The sequence below is a fragment of the Tistrella mobilis genome, from assembly GCF_041468085.1.
Lineage (GTDB): Bacteria > Pseudomonadota > Alphaproteobacteria > Tistrellales > Tistrellaceae > Tistrella > Tistrella mobilis_A.
Genome location: NZ_CP121015.1, coordinates 161633 through 178000, shown reverse-complemented (window position 1 = coordinate 178000; position 16368 = coordinate 161633). Strand labels below are relative to the sequence as shown.

Annotated in this window: 15 protein-coding genes and 1 CRISPR repeat array; of the genes, 8 read left to right on the top strand and 7 right to left on the bottom strand. The window is 68.9% G+C overall.

All coding sequences use genetic code 11. The features are described from left to right. Window positions 1-24: 24 nt before the first annotated feature. A complete protein-coding gene (locus P7L68_RS03695; RefSeq protein WP_371999827.1) occupies window positions 25-996 on the top strand; it encodes a GNAT family N-acetyltransferase in 972 nt (323 codons plus the stop codon). On the opposite strand, the gene P7L68_RS03690 is transcribed toward P7L68_RS03695, so the two are convergent. Then, on the bottom strand, window positions 960-1109 hold the full coding sequence (locus P7L68_RS03690; RefSeq protein WP_371999825.1) for a hypothetical protein: 150 nt from the start codon (window positions 1107-1109) through the stop codon (window positions 960-962). The two genes, P7L68_RS03695 and P7L68_RS03690, sit on opposite strands and share 37 nt — an antisense overlap. 137 nt (window positions 1110-1246) lie before the next feature. Between P7L68_RS03690 and treY the strand changes: the two genes are divergently transcribed. Next, the gene (treY, locus tag P7L68_RS03685; protein WP_371999823.1) at window positions 1247-3988 is read left to right on the top strand and encodes a malto-oligosyltrehalose synthase; all 2742 of its coding nucleotides are present in this window, start codon (window positions 1247-1249) and stop codon (window positions 3986-3988) included. A gap of 384 nt (window positions 3989-4372) precedes the next feature. Beyond that, window positions 4373-4551: a CRISPR direct-repeat array (repeat unit 37 nt; unit sequence GTTTCCATGACCGGAGCAAATGGTCATGGCTTCAAAC). 162 nt (window positions 4552-4713) lie between these two features. Here the strand turns inward: treY and P7L68_RS03680 are convergent. Next, entirely contained in the window at window positions 4714-5706 is a 993-nt protein-coding gene (locus tag P7L68_RS03680; RefSeq protein ID WP_371999821.1) for an alpha/beta hydrolase fold domain-containing protein, read from the bottom strand. A gap of 103 nt (window positions 5707-5809) precedes the next feature. Here P7L68_RS03680 and P7L68_RS03675 point away from each other — a divergent pair, with 103 nt between their 5' ends. Then, on the top strand, window positions 5810-6457 hold the full coding sequence (locus P7L68_RS03675) for an FMN-binding negative transcriptional regulator (RefSeq protein ID WP_371999819.1): 648 nt from the start codon (window positions 5810-5812) through the stop codon (window positions 6455-6457). Between the two features lie 37 nt (window positions 6458-6494). On the opposite strand, the gene P7L68_RS03670 is transcribed toward P7L68_RS03675, so the two are convergent. From P7L68_RS03670 to P7L68_RS03660, 3 genes are all read right to left on the bottom strand, one after another. Then, window positions 6495-7298, bottom strand: coding sequence for a formyltransferase family protein (locus P7L68_RS03670; protein WP_371999818.1), 804 nt, complete (start codon window positions 7296-7298; stop codon window positions 6495-6497). Then, window positions 7298-8977 (bottom strand): ABC transporter ATP-binding protein, encoded by a 1680-nt coding sequence (locus P7L68_RS03665; protein ID WP_371999816.1) that lies wholly within the window; start codon window positions 8975-8977, stop codon window positions 7298-7300. The genes P7L68_RS03670 and P7L68_RS03665 overlap by 1 nt, the downstream gene beginning before the upstream one ends. Before the next feature lie 70 nt (window positions 8978-9047). Next, window positions 9048-9809, bottom strand: a complete 762-nt coding sequence (locus P7L68_RS03660) for a metallophosphoesterase (protein ID WP_371999815.1) — start codon at window positions 9807-9809, stop codon at window positions 9048-9050. A gap of 198 nt (window positions 9810-10007) precedes the next feature. On the opposite strand from P7L68_RS03660, the gene P7L68_RS03655 reads away from it, so the two are divergent. Continuing rightward, window positions 10008-11210 carry an MFS transporter gene (locus P7L68_RS03655; protein ID WP_371999814.1) on the top strand — a complete coding sequence of 401 codons (1203 nt, stop codon included), beginning with the start codon at window positions 10008-10010 and terminating at the stop codon, window positions 11208-11210. Window positions 11211-11285: 75 nt separating this feature from the next. Next, window positions 11286-12104 (top strand): AraC family transcriptional regulator, encoded by an 819-nt coding sequence (locus tag P7L68_RS03650; protein ID WP_371999813.1) that lies wholly within the window; start codon window positions 11286-11288, stop codon window positions 12102-12104. 290 nt (window positions 12105-12394) lie between these two features. Here the strand turns inward: P7L68_RS03650 and P7L68_RS03645 are convergent, their stop codons facing one another. Then, complete coding sequence (locus P7L68_RS03645) at window positions 12395-12685, bottom strand: hypothetical protein (RefSeq protein WP_371999811.1); 291 nt, start codon at window positions 12683-12685, stop codon at window positions 12395-12397. Between the two features lie 292 nt (window positions 12686-12977). Between P7L68_RS03645 and P7L68_RS03640 the strand changes: the two genes are divergently transcribed. From P7L68_RS03640 to P7L68_RS03630, 3 genes are all read left to right on the top strand, one after another. Beyond that, window positions 12978-13256 (top strand): CopG family transcriptional regulator, encoded by a 279-nt coding sequence (locus P7L68_RS03640; protein ID WP_371999810.1) that lies wholly within the window; start codon window positions 12978-12980, stop codon window positions 13254-13256. Further along, window positions 13257-13568, top strand: coding sequence for a type II toxin-antitoxin system RelE/ParE family toxin (locus P7L68_RS03635; protein ID WP_371999808.1), 312 nt, complete (start codon window positions 13257-13259; stop codon window positions 13566-13568). An 84-nt stretch (window positions 13569-13652) separates the two neighbouring features. Beyond that, window positions 13653-14651 (top strand): DMT family transporter, encoded by a 999-nt coding sequence (locus P7L68_RS03630; RefSeq protein ID WP_371999806.1) that lies wholly within the window; start codon window positions 13653-13655, stop codon window positions 14649-14651. Here P7L68_RS03630 and P7L68_RS03625 read toward each other — a convergent pair. Next, window positions 14615-16327: an ABC transporter ATP-binding protein gene (locus tag P7L68_RS03625; RefSeq protein ID WP_371999804.1), complete on the bottom strand. Its 1713-nt coding sequence runs from the start codon at window positions 16325-16327 to the stop codon at window positions 14615-14617. The genes P7L68_RS03630 and P7L68_RS03625 overlap by 37 nt on opposite strands. Window positions 16328-16368: the final 41 nt, after the last annotated feature.

The window sequence follows — 16368 nt, the reverse complement described above, 5'->3', positions numbered from 1 at the left end:
AGCAGACCCGGGATCATGACGCCGATGGCGGTTTACCCTCATGGAACCTTCACCCCGCTTACGGCCGAGACTGCCGCCACGCTTGCAGCCTTCCTCGCCGCCCATGCCGACCCCGACACGCGCCGGATGGCCGCCGAACCCGGCTATGCCGAACGTCTGGTCATCCGCAACACCCGGACGGAAGACCCGGTCCGCGACGAATTCTGGCATCTGGACGGCCGGTTGCGCGCGGTGCTGACCAGCGCCCGCACCCGCCGGCACGACGGCCGCGGCATCGTCAACCTGCTGATCTGGTGCCCGGCCGATGATGCCGGGGCGCTGGCCGCCTGTCTCGACCAGGCCCTGACACGAGAAGCCGGCGAGCCGGACAACGTCTGCGACTACCGCTACAACCCGCTCCCCGGCCGGACGGAGCCGGCGGGCCTGCTCCGGGCCCGGGGGTTCGAGCAATGCACGGGCCGCCTGCGCTATCACCGCGCCCCGGCCCCCCTGCAACCGGACGAGGCCCCCCATGCCGGCCGGGCAGAGGCCCGCGGCTACGCCACCCGTCTGATCACGGCCGCCGATGCCGATGCGCCGGAGACCGGCCGGCTGCTGGACCAGGTCGCCCATATCCACAACCGCTGCTTCGGCGCCCGCGGCAATGGTGCCGGGATGACAGGGCAGGTGATCCGCGCCAATCTGGATGCCCCGGGAAGCGGCCTGATCATGACCGGTCGCGGCCCCGACCTCGCCGGCTATATCCTCTTCACCCCGGCCCATGACGGCCTGCTCGGCAGCGAATGCGCCTGCCTGCGCCGCCACTGGGGCTCCGGCGCCGCCGACCTGATCTGCCGCGAGATGATCACCCATGCCTGGACCCATGGCCGCCAGGCGATCACCGCCTTTGCCGATGCCGGCAATGCCGCGTCACGCCGCATGCTGGAACGGGCGGGGTTGCGGGTGGTGGACAGTTTTGATCAGTGGGTGTGCCCGCAGGCGCCGGTCCAGCCGTAGACGACCCGGACGGTGCGCCGGATCGACCGGTCGGCGACGACGATCGGCCAGGCATCGATCGCGACGCCGGCGATCAGAATCATCCGTCCTTCATAGCCCGCCTGCTTTTCCAAGCCCCCGTCCGGCCGGTCTGACGGAACAGGACGCCCGCGCGCCGGTTGACGCCCCGCCAGAGGGCCGCGTCTCAGCGGCCGAACGGGCAGAAGGCCGAATGGGCAGAAGGCCGAATGGGCAGAAGGCACGGAAGATCATGAACGTCACCCCGCGCGCCACCATGCGCCTGCAGTTCAATACCGGGTTCACCTTCGACGATGCCGCGGCACTGGTCGGCTATATGCACCGGCTGGGCATCAGCCATGTCTATGCCTCGCCGATCCTGGCCGCGCGCGCGGGGTCTGCCCATGGCTATGACGTCATCGATCCGACCCGGATTTCCGACGAGATCGGCGGCCGGGCCGGGCTGGAGCGGCTGGTGGCGGCGCTGCGCCGGCACGAGATGGGGCTGATCCTCGACATCGTGCCCAACCATATGGCGGTCGGCGGCGACGAGAACCCGTGGTGGGCGGACGTGCTGGCGAAGGGCGAGGCCAGCCCCCATGCCCGGGTGTTCGATATCGACTGGTGCCATCCGGATCCTGAGCGGCACGGCAAGGTCCATGCGCCGTTTCTGGGCGAGGATTACGACCGCGCACTCGCCTCGGGCACGCTGCGGCTCTGCCGCGACGCGGCCGGGCGGGTGTGGGCCCTGGCCCATGACCGGCGGTTCCCGATCCGCGACGAGGATCTGCCGGCGATCTTCGGCGAGGGCACGCCCGATGCGGCCGAAGCCGACCGGCTGCTCGACCGCTATCACGAGCCCGAAAGCGGGCCGCGCGCCCTGCACCGGCTGCTCGACCGCCAGCATTACCGCCTCGCCTGGTGGCGCACCGCGGCCGACGAGGTGAACTGGCGGCGGTTCTTCGACATCGGCGAGCTGGCGGGCGTGCGCGTCGAAGACCCGGAGGTGTTCGAGGCGACCCACGGCCTGATCTTCGAGCTTTATGCCGCCGGGCTGATCGACGGGCTGCGCATCGATCATATCGACGGGCTGGCCGATCCGGGCGGCTATTGCCGGCGGCTGCGGGCCAGGCTCGACGCCCTGCGCGACCGCCGCCCGGCATCGGCCGCCGATCATCCGCCGCTGATCCTGGTTGAAAAGATCCTGGCGCCGGGGGAGCGTCTGCCCGAAGACTGGCCGGTCGACGGCACCACCGGCTATGACTTCATGGCCGAGCTTGGCGGCCTGTTCCACGATCCCTCGGGCCGCATGCCGCTGCGCAGCCTGTGGCGCGAGGTGACGGCCGAGACCGATGACCCGGAGGTGGAGGTGGAGGCGGCCCGCCGCCAGATCCTGGCCACGGCTTTCGAGGCCGATCTGGCCCGCACCGTGCGCGCCTTCGCGGCACTCGCCCGATCGCGCCGCCGCGATCGCGATCTGACCACCGCGGCGCTCCGCCGGGTGCTGACCGAGGTGGTGATCCAGGTGCCGGTCTACCGGATCTACGACACCGGCGACGGCCATGATGCCGCCGATGACGCAACCATCGCAGGCGCGATCGACCGCGCCCGCGCCCATGTGGTGCCCGGTGACCGCCCGGCGCTGGAGCGGCTGGCCGACTGGCTGCATGGCGGCCGGGCGATCGAGGGCGGCGGCACCGATGCCTCGGCCGAGGCGGGCCAGACCGATGAGGCCGACCCCGATATGCTCCGCCGGGCAGCCCTGATCCGCTTTCAGCAGCTGACCGCGCCGCTTGCCGCCAAGGCCGTGGAAGACACGGTCTTCTACCGCCAGGCCCCGCTTCTGTCGTGCAACGAAGTGGGGTCCGAGCCCGGCGCGCCGACGCTCTCGCCCGCCGCCTTTCACCAGGCCTGCATCGACCGCCGGCGCCGCCACCCCATGGGGCTGCTGGCCACCGCCACCCACGACCACAAGCGCGGCCCAGACAACCGCATGCGCCTGGCCGTGCTCTCGGAAAGGGTGGAGGACTGGAGCCGGACGGTGAAGGCCTGGCGGCGGATGAACATGCCATCGCAGGCGTCATTGGACGGCCATACGGCGCCGCACCCGGCCGACGAGCTGATGCTCTACCAGACCCTGATCGGCGTCTGGCCGGCCGGGCTGGATGCCACCCGCGCCGCGCGCAACGCGGCCGCGGGCGAGATCCTGCCCCGGGTGGAGGGCTGGTGGCAGAAGGCGCTGCGCGAAAGCAAGCGCCGCTCCAACTGGGTGGAGCCGGATACCGGCTACGAGGCCGCCTGCCTCGCTTTCCTGCAGGCGATCATGGGCAGCGCCAGCGCCTTCCCCGAGGCGCTGGACCGGCTGGTGCGGCAGATCACCCCCGCCGCCATGGTGAATACGCTTGCCCAGACCGTGCTGCAGCTGACCTGCCCCGGCATTCCCGACATCTATCGCGGATCGGAGGTGACGGACCTGTCGCTGGTCGATCCCGACAACCGCCGGCCGGTGGATCACGACCGCCTGGCACGGCTGCTGGCGGCCGAAACCGAGCCCGCGGCGGCGCTCGAATCCCCCCGCGACCACGACGCCGCCAAACAGGCGGTGATCGCCCGCATCCTGGCGCTCCGCGCCCGCGACCCGGCGCTGTTCCTGACCGGGGACTATCTGCCGCTGACGGTGACCGGGCCGGCGGCCGACCATCTGCTCGCCTTCGCCCGGGTGGGCACCGCGACAGAGGGGGCCGCGACCCGGGGGGCCGCGCCACCCCATGCCATCATCCTGGTCTCGCGCCTCGCCGACCGGCTGATCCCCCAGGGCGGCGCGCCGCTGATCCCGGCCGAGGGCTGGGCCGACACGCTGATCGACATCCCGGGCCCGCTCACCGGCCCGCATCACGAGGTGCTGACGGGCGAAAGACTGGCGCTCCGCGAGGGCGGGCTCGCGGTCTCGGGCCTGCTGACCCGGCTGCCGGTTGCGGTGATGACCGGGCTTTGACCAGTCCGGAGCTTCGGCCCGTGCGGGACAGGGGCCGGCCCACCCTCCGGCGCCCCTGTCCGATCCAAACCTCGCCACCCCACTGCACGCCCCCTCTACCGTCATCCCGGCGAAGGCCGGGATCCAGGTAGGCTTCCACAGGAAAGACGAAGGGCTGGTTTGCGACAGCGCCCGTGTCGGCCAGAAAAATGGCCCCCTGCCGGGGCGAGCACAGTTCGTCCGGCAGTCTTCACGCGGGGACAAACCTGGATCCCGGCCTTCGCCGGGATGACGGTGGTGAGGGTGTGGAGGTCCTGGCAGCGACAGCGCCGGACATCAACGGCGCGGCGCGCGGATGGTCAAAGGGCCGAATCGATCGACAACCCGGGAAGACCGGGTTGCGGGGTTTCCATGACCGGAGCAAATGGTCATGGCTTCAAACGTGTACGACGTCGTTCAGACCGGCACCAAGTTTCCATGACCGGAGCAAATGGTCATGGCTTCAAACATAGCATGGCTGAAGTTGAGACTTCCCTTGAAAAGGTCTGTTTCCATGACCGGAGCAAATGGTCATGGCTTCAAACTCCCCCCTTCCAACCCCTTGTCAAGAGGTCTCCGAAACGCCCGATTTCCGTCGGGTCCGGGCCTTTTGCATAACCAGTTATGCATCTCGTTTCATCCAGACTTATTTCTTAAGATTATCAATGAGATAGCGTTTCCACGAGGTTACCCCCTCGCCGTCCGGCTTACGCGCGCCGCCGGCCCGGGAGGCGTGCCCCGAAGGCATCCACCACCCGCGCGAAGGCCGCTTCGGCGCCCGCCGACAGGCCGGCATAGCCGGGGAAGTTGTGGATCATGTCGGCCAGGCGCAGATGGTCGACCGGCACGCCCGCGGCCGCCAGGCGGTCGGCCATGGCGTCGCCCTGGTCGGAGAGCGGGTCGAAGCCGGCGGTGGCCAGCACGATCGGGCAGGTGCCGGCGACATCCGGCCAGAGCAGGGGGGAGGCGCGGGGGTCGCGGGCGTCTTCGGTGCCGGTCAGCAACAGATCGCAGAACCAGTCCATGGTGGCGGTGTCGAGGAAATAGCCTCTGCCGAAGGCGGCCATCGACGGATAGCTGACGTCTTCTCCGGCATTCGGGCGGAAATCGGTCACGGGATAAAGCGCCAGACCCGCCACCGGCTGCGGGCCGTTCGGGCGGTCGCGGGCGGTGAGTGCCGTGACCAGGGTCAGGCAGCCGCCGGCGCTGTCGCCCGCAAGCCCGATCGCGGCCGGATCGGCGCCCCAGGCCGCGGCATCGCCGGCCACCAGGGTGAAAACGTCCCAGGCATCCGCCACCGCCGCCGGGAAGGGATGTTCCGGCGCCAGGCGGTAATCCGGGGTCAGGACCAGCGCGCCCAGCCGGTCGGCCAGCCAGCGCGACTGGTTGTCATAGGCCGCCGGGTCGCCGACCACGAAGCCGCCGCCGTGGAAATAGATCACCAGCGGCAGTACCGGGGCATCGCCCGCCCGCGCCGGCCGGTAGAGCCGGGCATCGATCACCCGATCCGGCAGCTCCAGCACATGTTCCGTCATGGCGACCGGCGCTTCGGGGGCGCGGATGCCGCGGATCAGATAGCGCTCGCGATAGGCGGCGCGCGCCTCGGGCACCGGCAGGTCGCGGATGCTCGGCCCGGCGGGGGCCTCGGCGGCGGCCTTCAGCATCGCCCTGAGCGCGGGATCGAGTGCGTCGTCGGTCATGCGGGGAAACTCCGGTCGGAGGGGGATATCGCGGCTATTGTGACTTTCGTTATGTCAAAATACAATATCCGCATTGCCCCTCCTCCAATGGATGCCGCCCGCGATGTACGTGCCCGCCCATTACCGCACCGACGACCCCGCCGCCATTCTGGGCTGGCTGGCCCGCTTCCCCTTCGGCACGCTGGTGACCGCCGGCGCCGATGGCCTGCCGCTCGCCACCTCGCTGCCGGTGATCACCGAAGGTCAGGGCACCACTGAAGATCAGCCCCCCCACGACATCACCGGTCTCACCATCGCCGCCCATATGGCCCGGCGCAACCCCCATGCGGCGGCGCTGTCGACCGGCATGCCGGCCCTGCTGGTGGTCAACGGCCCCGATGCCTATATCTCGCCCGCCTGGTATGAAAGCCCGGTCAACGTGCCGACCTGGGACTATGTCGGCCTGCAGATCCGCGGCCGGCTGACGGTCATCGACGACCGCGACGGCCTGATCGACCTGATGCGCCGCCAGATCGCCGCCTTCGAGGCCCGCACCGCCACCGGCTGGACCCTGGATGCGGCACCGGAGCCCCATGTCGACCGGCTGATCCAGGGCGTCATCGGCCTCCGCATCCGGGTGGAGCGGATCGACTGCATGCAGAAGCTCAGCCAGAACAAACCCACCGACCGCCCGACCATCCAGGCCGCACTTCGTGCGTCCGGCAGCGATTACGGGCCGGTGGTGGCGGGGTTGATGGATCTGGTCAAATAACGACTCTTATGATGCCATAAGACAATGATTACGGGCGTCACCCCGGGGCCTCGATCAGCAGGAAGCCGTCCACGACCGCCAGCGTCGCGATCCGTCCGTCATCCGAGACCACCATGCCGGGGGCCAGGCCATGGGCCTCCAGCCAGCCGCGCACCGCCACCGGCCAGCGGGTCCGCCCCTCCCCTTCCCTCCAGGCGACGAGCCCCGGGCCGAAGGCGCGCCAGTGATGCAGCGCATCGCCCACCCGGGTCGTCGGCCCGATGGTGAAGACCCCGGGGTGATCCGCCGTCCAGCGGCCGGTTGCGGGCTGCGGCACCGCCGCCGCCCAGGCGCGTGGAAAATCCGCCAGGATCGCCGCCATCATCTGCGCCGATCGCCAATAGGTCCGCGCGAACACCGTGTGCAGATCATCGGTGGCGGTCAGGGTCATCGGCTCCTGCGCCAGAATGTCCCCGGCATCGGCCTCTGCCGTCAGCTTGTGAACAGTGATCCCCGCCGATGCCGGGTGGCTCGCGAGGATCCATTGCACAGGGGCGGGTCCGCGCCCGTCGGGCAGCAGGCTTGGGTGGATGTTGACCGCAGGCAGGGCGGGGTCGACCGGTACCAGCCATGGATAGCCGACCACCACCACCAGCCCGGTGCCGGTCTGCCGCAGCATCGCCAGATCATCACGGCGGAACCGATGGAAGAAGACCGGGCACTGATGTTCCGCGGCAAGCGCTGCGGTGATCTCGCCGACCTGACCACCGCCGGCCGTCCATATCGAGGTCAGAACATGGCCGCCGGCACGCAGCATGGCGGCCCAGCTGCCATCGACACCGCCCAACAGCGCAAGTCTCATCATATGCCCTCCCGCACCACCGGTGATCCGCCACTGGCCAGCGTGATCACGGTATCGCCCGGCCGGATCACCCCCGGCCGGTGGGTGACCGCAATCACCGTCACCCGATCGACAATCTGGCGGATACCGTCGAGAATATTCTCCTCCGTCGCCGGATCGAGCGCGGAGCCCGCCTCGTCGAGCAGCAGCACGGCGGGGTCGCCATAAAGCGCGCGGGCGATGGCAATCCGCTGACGCTCGCCACCCGACAGGCGGAAACCCCGCTCCCCCACCACCGTTTCAAGCCCGGCCGGCATGGCCTGGACGCGCTCAAGCATCCGGGCTGCGGCCAGCGCCGCATTCAGCCGCCCCTCGTCCCGGGGCCGGCCGAAGGTCACATTCATCGCCACGCTGTCCGCGATCAGGACCGGCTCCTGCGGGACGATGCCCACGATCGCGTACCAGGCCTCCGGGTCGATCCCGGCCAGATCCGTGCCGTCGATCAGGATGCGCCCGGTGCCGGGTTCCAGCGCCCGGGTCAACAATCGGATGAGCGCGGTCTTGCCTGCGCCGGTCTCTCCCATGATCCAGGTGACATGGCCGCGCCGCGCCGTCGCCCGAAGCCCGGACAGCCCCCGCCCGTCGGCATGAACATAGCCGGGATGATCGAAAGTGACGGTCCCGTCGCGGATCACCAGCGGTTGCGCCTGGGGCCGCATCGGCATTTCCGGCGCCTGCCACATGCGCAACAGCGGCCGCAGCCGCGCCAGCGAACGAACCACATCATCGATCGCATGGCCGGCGGCCTCGAAAGGCTGATTGAGCTGCAGAAGCAGGGTGTTGAACAGCACCACCTCGCCGATGGTGAGCTGGCCCGCCCGCCAGGCCGGCAGCAGCAGGCCGAAGGTGACGGCGATCTGCATGGCCAGCGCCAGGCCATATATCGCGGCATAGGCGATCCGCCGCCGGCAATAGGCAGCCCAGCGATCCAGCAGCCCATGCATCTGCGCGTGGTGATGATCACGTGCCCAGGCGGTGCCGCCCGCCTGCCGCACCGCCTCTACGGCGCCGATCACATTGCCGAAGACCTGCGCCACCTGCTGATCGGCGTCGATCGCGGCATCCAGATGCCCGCGCGTGCGTGACGCGGCCAGCCAGGTAACACCGGTGAAGGCCAGACCATAGGCCGCCACGATGGCGGCAATCGCCGGGGTCACGGCAGCACCGAGCATCACGATCGTGGCCAGGAACTGCACCAGGCCGGTCAGAAGCACCCCCGACCCCAGCTGGACGACGACGTTCATCGCCATGGCACCCCGCGCCTGGGCCTGCCGGATCGCGACGATGTTGTTGTCGACGAAGAAGGCCGGGGTCTTGCGCATCAGCCGCTCGAAGAAGGCGATGCTGATGGTCGAGGATATGCGCTCCGCACACATATCGCCCAGATATTCCACCACATGCCTGACGACCAACCCACACCCCAGCAGCAACGCATATGCCGCCACCACCGCCAGCAGATCCTCTGCACCCCCGGCCGCCAGATCATCGATCAGGCGGGCGAAGAGCCAGGGCACCAGCACCATGAGCAGCGCGGACAACACCGCCAGCACTGCCACCGGCACAAGCGATGCAAGCACGCCTCGCAGGCCGGCGGCCTTCAGACCCAGAATGACGGATGGTGTTTCCCCGCATTCCGCCACGTCGTGCCTCCCAGGCGACAGAAAGCCCTTCCATGAAACTTAAAAGTGAATTCACACAGACGCAATCCGGTCACGCCTCCCGGAGGCACAGCAACCGCTTCGCCGCAATCCGCGTCTCCCCCGGATAACCGAAGGCATTGTTCACATAGCGCACACCGTCGATCACCTGATCGCGGTTGACATGGCTGTGACCATAGACATGGGTGACCGGCCCCCAGGCGCGGAGCTGGGTTTCCAGTTTGCGGGTGCCGAGCACGGGATAGACGATGCGTTTGGCCGGCGGGATGAAATCCGGCATCACGTCGATCCGGGGCAGGAAATGCGAGACGGTGATGGTCACCGCATGCGCTGCCGCCACCGGGGCCGGGTTGCGGGCCAGGAAGGCGTCGGTGATCAGCGCCGGCGTCATGCCCTCGGGCCAGCGGCAGGCGCGGAAATCGGTCCAGGCCAGGCGCAGATCGCGCGCGGGCTCGCCGAACGAGAAATCATACCAGCCGTAAAGCGGCACGATGCGGAGCCCGGCGCCGTGCCAGACCTGCTGCACCGCGCCGCTTTCATGGGCGATGCGACGGACCTCGTCGAACTTCGCGAACGAATCGTCATGGGTGCGGTCGCGCACCACCCAAAGCTCGTGATTGCCGGGCAGATAGATCACGGTGCGGAACCGCATCGCCAGCCGTTCCAGGGTGCGGCCCAGACGCTGCGGCATGTCGGAGACGTCGCCGGCCAGGATCAGCAGATCGTCGACATAATCCGCCGTCGACAGTTCCGCCACCCAGCGGTCGTTTTCGTCGTAATCGACATGCAGGTCCGAGATTGCAAAAACGCGCATCAACTCCGGTCCGGGTCTGATCTGGGTCCTCCGCCCGGCACCGTCGGAACCGGGGTCGGGGACGGCCGCCGATCATAGAGGGAAAGCGGCCGCAAGGGAAAGCGGGGCCGCCCCGGCCGGTTGCGGCAAGGCTTGCACGCAGGCGGCGGGTGTGCGACAGCCGGAGCGCGCCCCTCCCCGGCCGGAAGAGAGACCTTAATGGACGACACCGCCCCCGACGCCCCCCTTCCCGACACATCGCCCTCCGGCGGCCTGATCGGCCTGCTGATCGCGGCGGTGGTCACCGTCGGCTCCAATGCCCTGTTGTTGAGCCCGATCCTGATCGATGTCGCCCGCGATTTCGGCACCGATACCGTCACCATCGCCCGGGTGATTTCGGCCTATGGTGCCGCGACCGCGATCTCGGCCCTGTTTCTGTCGACCGCGGTCGACCGGTTCGGCGCAAAGCGGGTGCTGGTCGCCACCACCGCGGTGATGGCGCTTGCCCTTGCCGCCAGCGCCGCCGCCCCGGCCTGGCCGGTGCTGGCCGCCGCCCAGATGCTGGCCGGCATCACCGCCGGCATGCTGCTGCCGGCGATCTATGCCACCGCCACCAGCCTTGGGGGGGCTGCGCGGGGCGCGCGGGTGCTGGGGCGGGTGCTGAACGGCTGGGCGATCTCTCTGGTGGCCGGCGTGCCGGCCTCTGCCGCGATCACCGATCTGGCCGGCTGGCGGGTCGCCTATGTCGTGCTGGCGGTGATCGCCGCCGCCACCTGCCTCGGCTGCCGGCGGCTGCCGGCCACACCGGCGGGCGCCATCGCCGCAAGCACACGCCACCGGGTCGCCTCGCCGCTCGCCACCCTCCGCCGGCCGGGGGTGGCCTCGCTGCTGCTGGTCTGTCTCACCTTCATGACCGCCTTCTACGGCTGTTATGCCTTTGTGGGCGATGCCTTCCGCCGGGCGCTGGATCTGGATGCCGGCACCGCCGGCCTGTTCGTACTGGCCTATGGTGCGGGCTTCGGCCTGGCCAGCCTGGCCGCGCCGCTGATCGACCGGATCGGCCCGGCGCGGCTGCTGCCGCGGGTGATGGTGGCGATCGCCGGGGTTTATCTGATCCTCAACCCCGCCCTGCAAGCCTTCCCCACGGCCCTCGCCGTGGCGGCGGTCTGGGGCATGGTCAACCATCTGGGGCTCAACATGCTGGTGCTGCTGCTCTCGCGCCGCGCGGCCGGGGCCGGCGGGGCGGTGATGGGGCTGCACTCGGCCGTCACCTACACGGCGGTCTTCCTGGGGCCGCTGCTGCTGGGTCTGGCTTATGAGGGCATCGGCTTCGGCGCGGTTGCAGGGGCCGCGGCCGCAGCGGCGCTGATCGGGGCGGGGGCGGCGTGGCGGGATGCAAGGCGCTGGCCACCCTCCCACTAGCCGGACGGGCGGTGGATCTGACAGACTACGGGTGCCCATACCGCCCGGAAGGTGCCGCCCCCAAGGTCCTGCCCGATGCCGCACCCCGCCAGCCGTTTCCGCCGCCTTGCCACCGCCCTGCCGGGGATCGAGGCAGTGACGGCGGAAACCACCCGCCGCTTCGCCCGCCACACCCACGACCAGTTCGGCATCGGGGTGATCGCCCGCGGTGCCCAGGGCTCGGCCAGCGGCCGCGGGCCGGTGGAGGCCGGGCCGGGCGACGTGATCACCGTCAACCCGGGCGAGGTGCATGACGGCTGGCCGATCGGCGATACCGGCCGCGCCTGGCGCATGCTCTATATCGACCCGCCGGTGCTGGCAGAGGTGGCGGCCGATCTGATGCGGTCGGGCGATGCCGAATTCCACCATCCGGCCGCAACCGCCCCCGCCACCGCGGCGCGGTTTCTCGCCGCCTTCCACAGCCTGACCGCCCGGGCGACCACCACCACCGCGGCCCCCCTCGCCCGCGAGGAACGCCTGACCGTGCTGCTCGCCGATCTTCTGGGCGGGCTGCTGGTGCCGGCCGCCCGCCCGGCCATCCCCCCCGGCATCGCCCGCGCCCGCGCCGCCATCGACGACGACCCCGCCGCCGCCCACGATCTGGCCGGGCTTGCCGCCATCGCGCAAACCGGCCGCTTCCAGCTGATCCGCAGCTTCACCCGCGCGACCGGCTTCACCCCCCATGCCTATGTTCTGGAACGCCGCGTACAGCTCGCCCGCCGCCTGATCACCACCGGCACGCCCCTCGCCGAAGCCGCCGCCGAAGCCGGCTTCGCCGACCAGAGCCACATGACCCGCCACATGACCCGCCGGCTGGGCGCGACGCCGGGGGTTTGGGCGGGGAAAGAGGTATGACGGAACGGAGTCAGCGCGACCCGGGAGGCCAGCGGCGGGCGGCATGCAGCACGTGCAATATCCGAACCGAATCAACGCTCAGCTGATAGACCAGGATGTAGTTGCGATGGACCATCAGCTCGCATGTGCATGGACACCACCAGGCCGTCCCAGAGATGGATAGAGCACAAACTGGAGAGCCCTTGCTCGGAAAATCTCGTCCAGTACAAGTGCGGCTGCCACATCATCAGCAGCAATGTAGCGACAAATTTCCTGTCGGCTTCTGAGTGCCTGGGGCGTCCAGACAATTTTCACGAAGCGGCGCCGTTCAACCTGCGCTGCATTTCTGCCCGCCAGATATCGGCATCAGCTTCAACATCATCATTGGATATGACGTTGCCCGCGTCAGCCTCGGCGATGGCCGCCTCTGCTTCACGCCGGAACCACCGGTCACAGGCTGCCGCCTCGACCTGGTCCCGAACATAGTCCCGCATGAAGTCACGCAGAAGTTCGGCGCCGGTACGATCACTGCCCTTCGCCGCTTCGGCAAACGCATCCTTCAGTCCTTCATCGACCTGAAAGGTAAAGGTGGTCTCGGCCATACTGACCCCCGGCATTGCTCCGTCAGCAGATTATGGCACACCAGACCCTGCGGGTGACCAGCCCCGCAATTCCGTTCAAAACGCCCCCGGCCGGGCGCCGGGCCGGATTTTCTTGCCTGGCCGGTGCGCTGGTGCTGGTCGGCCGCCCCTGATTGCCTCATGGGAAGCGGGCCGAATGGTTCGACGGGCTCGCAAGCTCAGTCCTCCGCCGAATACGATACCCCTGGGACGGGGGCCGCACCGCTTGAAAATGTCGCGGCGAAAGCCGATCCTTCTTGCATCGGAGGTACACATGGCCAACACACGACGACTTGAAGTCAATCTCCCGGCTGATGTCGCTGCCGCGATGGACAAGGAAATCGACACGGGGCGGTATGGCTCCACGGATGATTTCCTCGAAGCGAGCGCACGCGCCCTACTGGCGTGGGATGAGGATGTCGAACGCTGGCTGCATGATGACGTGCCCCGGGCCTGGCAAGAATATCTGGACAACCCTGATCAGGCCGTGTCCTCGGAAAATCTTCTCGACGTCATCCACGCCGACTACCTCGCCCGCCTGAAAGGCGGCTGAGTGTACCGCCACGTCTATTCCCCGAATGCACGACGCCAGCTGACGACGCTCTATGGCTACATTGCCGAAGCGTCGGGGCCAGAGCGCGCCCGCGGATACCTGCAACGCATCGACGATTTCTGTGGGCTGCTGGCAACCTTCCCCCGGCTGGGGCGGAACCGCAGCGACGTCATGCCGGGGCTACGGGTCGCGGTTTTCGAGCGGCGTGTCACCATCGCATATCGTCACGACGTCGATCGCCTGACGGTGATCGACATCCTTTATCGTGGTCGGAATGTCGAGGCCTATTGGCGTCAGCCACCGCCGAAGTGATCGCCGCAATTCCGTTCAAGACCGCCCCCGCCCGCCCCGCGCATCCTCTGGCGATCCCGCCACCGTTCAGGATGCGTGCCGCCCATGACCACCACCTCTGCCAAAACCACCTCTGCCAATGGCACCTCTGCCAATGGCACCCCGGCCGATCGCCGGATCGGGTTTGCCTGTCTGGCCGGTGCCATGGTGCTGGTCGGCACCACGGTGATTGCGTCGAAAGCCATTGCCGGAGGAGGGCTTGCCGGCGGGATGGGGCCGTTCACCGCCACGGCGCTGCGCTTTGCGCTCGCCTTTCCGGTGTTTCTGCTGCTGATGCGCTGGCAGGGGGTGCGGCTGCCGCGGCCGGCGCCGCGCGATCTGGCGGTGCTGGTGGTGCAGGCGGGGGCCGGCAGTGTCGGCTATACCACGCTGCTGATTTCAGGGCTGGCCCGGACCTCCGCCGCCGATGCCGGGGTGGTGATCGGCACCCTGCCGGTGGTGACCGCCGCGATCGCGGTGGTGGTGTTGGGCGAACGGCCCGGGCGGCGGCTGCTGGCGGCGATCGCGCTTGCCGCGGCGGGCATGATGGCGGTGGCCGCCGGTGGTGCGGGCGGGGACGGCGCGGCTGACGGCGGCACCTCGTCGCCGGTGGGCGCGCTGCTGGTGCTGGGTGCGGTGGTCTGCGAGGGGCTGTTCATTCTGCTGAACAAGAAGCTGCGGATCCCGATCGCGCCGCTTGCGCTGTCTGCCGTGATGACCGGGCTGGGCTTCATCGCCGCCGCCCTGCCGGCGCTGATCCTGGAACGGCCCTGGGCGGCCGTACCCGAGGCCGCGGCGCTTGTCGGCGTCGTCTGGTACGCGCTGGTGCCGACGGTGATCGGCTTCGTGCTCTGGTATGCCGGCGCCGCCCGGGTGAGCGGGGCGGAGGCGGCCCCCTTCACCGCCCTCGCCCCGGTCTCGGCGGTGGCGCTGGCCGCCCTGGTGCTGGGGGAGACGGTCAGCCTGCCCCAGATCCTGGGCGTCGCCTGCGTGCTGGCGGCGCTGGCTGCCCTTCAGATCCCGAAGCTTCAGGTGCCAAACTGGGCCTCGTGGAGGCGCCGGTAAAGCCCGCCCGCGCCCAGCAGTTCGTCATGGGCGCCCTGTTCGGCGATGCCGCCACGGTCGACCACCAGGATGCGGTCGGCGCCGCGGATGGTGGCGAGGCGGTGGGCGATGACCAGGGTGGTGCGGCCGACCGACAGCTCGGCCAGCGCCTTCTGGATCTCGCGCTCGGTTTCGGTGTCGAGTGCCGAGGTCGCCTCGTCGAGGATCAGGATCGCCGGATCCTTCAGGAACATGCGCGCGATGGCGATGCGCTGCTTCTGCCCGCCCGAGAGCTTGACGCCGCGTTCGCCGACCACCGTGTCGAGCCCCTGGGGCAGGCTGTCGATCAGATCCATCAGCCGCGCGCGGCGGGCGGCCTCGATGATCTCGGGCTCCGCCGCACCCAGCCGGCCATAGGCGATGTTCTCGCGGATCGTGCCGCCGAACAGGAACATGTCCTGCTGAACGATGCCGATCTGGCCGCGGAGCGAGGCCAGCGTCATGTCGCGGATGTCGATGCCGTCGACCGTGATCGCCCCGGCCTCGACATCGTAGAAGCGCGGCAGCAGCGAGCAGAGCGTGGTCTTGCCGGCGCCCGAAGGGCCGACGATCGCCACCGTCTCGCCCGCGCCGATCTCGAAGCTCACCCGGTCGAGCACCGGCCGGCTGCCATAGGAGAACGAGACCTCGTGGAAGCGGATATTGCCCGCCAGCCGCGGCGCCGGCCGGGCGCCCGGCCGGTCAGCGATGTCGGGTTCGGTGGCGAGCAGGTCGAGATAGCGGCGGAACCCGGCGATGCCTTTGGGGTAAAGCTCGATCACCGCATTGATCTTCTCGATCGGCCGCACGAAGACGCCGACCAGCAGCAGGAAGCCGACGAAGCCGCCGTAAGAGAGCTGCTCGTTCAGCACCAGATAGGCGCCCGCGATCAGCACCACCAGCTGGATCAGCCGGATGCTCATATAGTTGAGCGACATGCTGGCCGCCATGATCTTATAGGCGGCAAGCTTGGTCGAGCGGTAGCGGTCGTTGTCGCGGGCGAAGAGTTTGCGCTCGTGATCCTCGTTGGCGAAGGCCTGGACCACGCGCATGCCGCCCACATTCTCTTCGATCCGGACATTGAAATCGCCGACCCGGCCGTAGAGCGCATCCCAGTTGCCGGCCATGCGCTTGCCGTAATGGGTGGCGACCCACATGATCGGCGGCACCACCGCCGCGGTCAGCAGGGCCAGATCGACATTCACCCACAGCATCAGCAGGAAGGCGCCGATGAAGGTCATGATCGCGATAAAGAGATCTTCCGGCCCGTGATGGGCGATCTCGCCGATTTCTTCCAGATCCTTGGTGACCCGGCCGACCAGATGACCGGTCTTGTTCTCGTCATAGAAGCGGAAGGACAGCTTCTGAAGATGGTCGAAGCTGCGGCGGCGCATCTCGGTTTCGATGTTCACGCCCAGCATATGGCCCCAATAGGTGACCACCGCCATCAGACCGGTGTTGAGCAGATAGACGATCAGCAGGGCCACGGCGGCGGCGATGATCCAGCCCCAGTCGCCGCCGGGCAGCAGCTCGTCGACATAGAACTTGACCGCGACCGGAAAGCCCAGCTCCAGCAGGCCGGCGAAGACCGCACAGCCGAAATCGAGCAGGAACAGCCCGCGATAGGGGGTGTAATAGGCGAAGAACTGTCGAAGCATCGGGGGAGGGTCCCAGGCACGTTGCGGTTGGCGGAGTGACG

Bases quoted from the DNA above. Each gene is read 5' to 3' on its own strand.
- P7L68_RS03695 (WP_371999827.1), top strand. From the start codon at position 25: ATGGCGGTTTACCCTCATGGAACCTTCACCCCGCTTACGGCCGAGACT.
- treY (WP_371999823.1), top strand. From the start codon at position 1,247: ATGAACGTCACCCCGCGCGCCACCATGCGCCTGCAGTTCAATACCGGG.
- P7L68_RS03680 (WP_371999821.1), bottom strand. From the start codon at position 5,706: ATGACCGACGACGCACTCGATCCCGCGCTCAGGGCGATGCTGAAGGCC.
- P7L68_RS03675 (WP_371999819.1), top strand. From the start codon at position 5,810: ATGTACGTGCCCGCCCATTACCGCACCGACGACCCCGCCGCCATTCTG.
- P7L68_RS03670 (WP_371999818.1), bottom strand. From the start codon at position 7,298: ATGAGACTTGCGCTGTTGGGCGGTGTCGATGGCAGCTGGGCCGCCATG.
- P7L68_RS03660 (WP_371999815.1), bottom strand. From the start codon at position 9,809: ATGCGCGTTTTTGCAATCTCGGACCTGCATGTCGATTACGACGAAAAC.
- P7L68_RS03655 (WP_371999814.1), top strand. From the start codon at position 10,008: ATGGACGACACCGCCCCCGACGCCCCCCTTCCCGACACATCGCCCTCC.
- P7L68_RS03650 (WP_371999813.1), top strand. From the start codon at position 11,286: ATGCCGCACCCCGCCAGCCGTTTCCGCCGCCTTGCCACCGCCCTGCCG.
- P7L68_RS03645 (WP_371999811.1), bottom strand. From the start codon at position 12,685: ATGGCCGAGACCACCTTTACCTTTCAGGTCGATGAAGGACTGAAGGAT.
- P7L68_RS03640 (WP_371999810.1), top strand. From the start codon at position 12,978: ATGGCCAACACACGACGACTTGAAGTCAATCTCCCGGCTGATGTCGCT.
- P7L68_RS03630 (WP_371999806.1), top strand. From the start codon at position 13,653: ATGACCACCACCTCTGCCAAAACCACCTCTGCCAATGGCACCTCTGCC.
- P7L68_RS03625 (WP_371999804.1), bottom strand. From the start codon at position 16,327: ATGCTTCGACAGTTCTTCGCCTATTACACCCCCTATCGCGGGCTGTTC.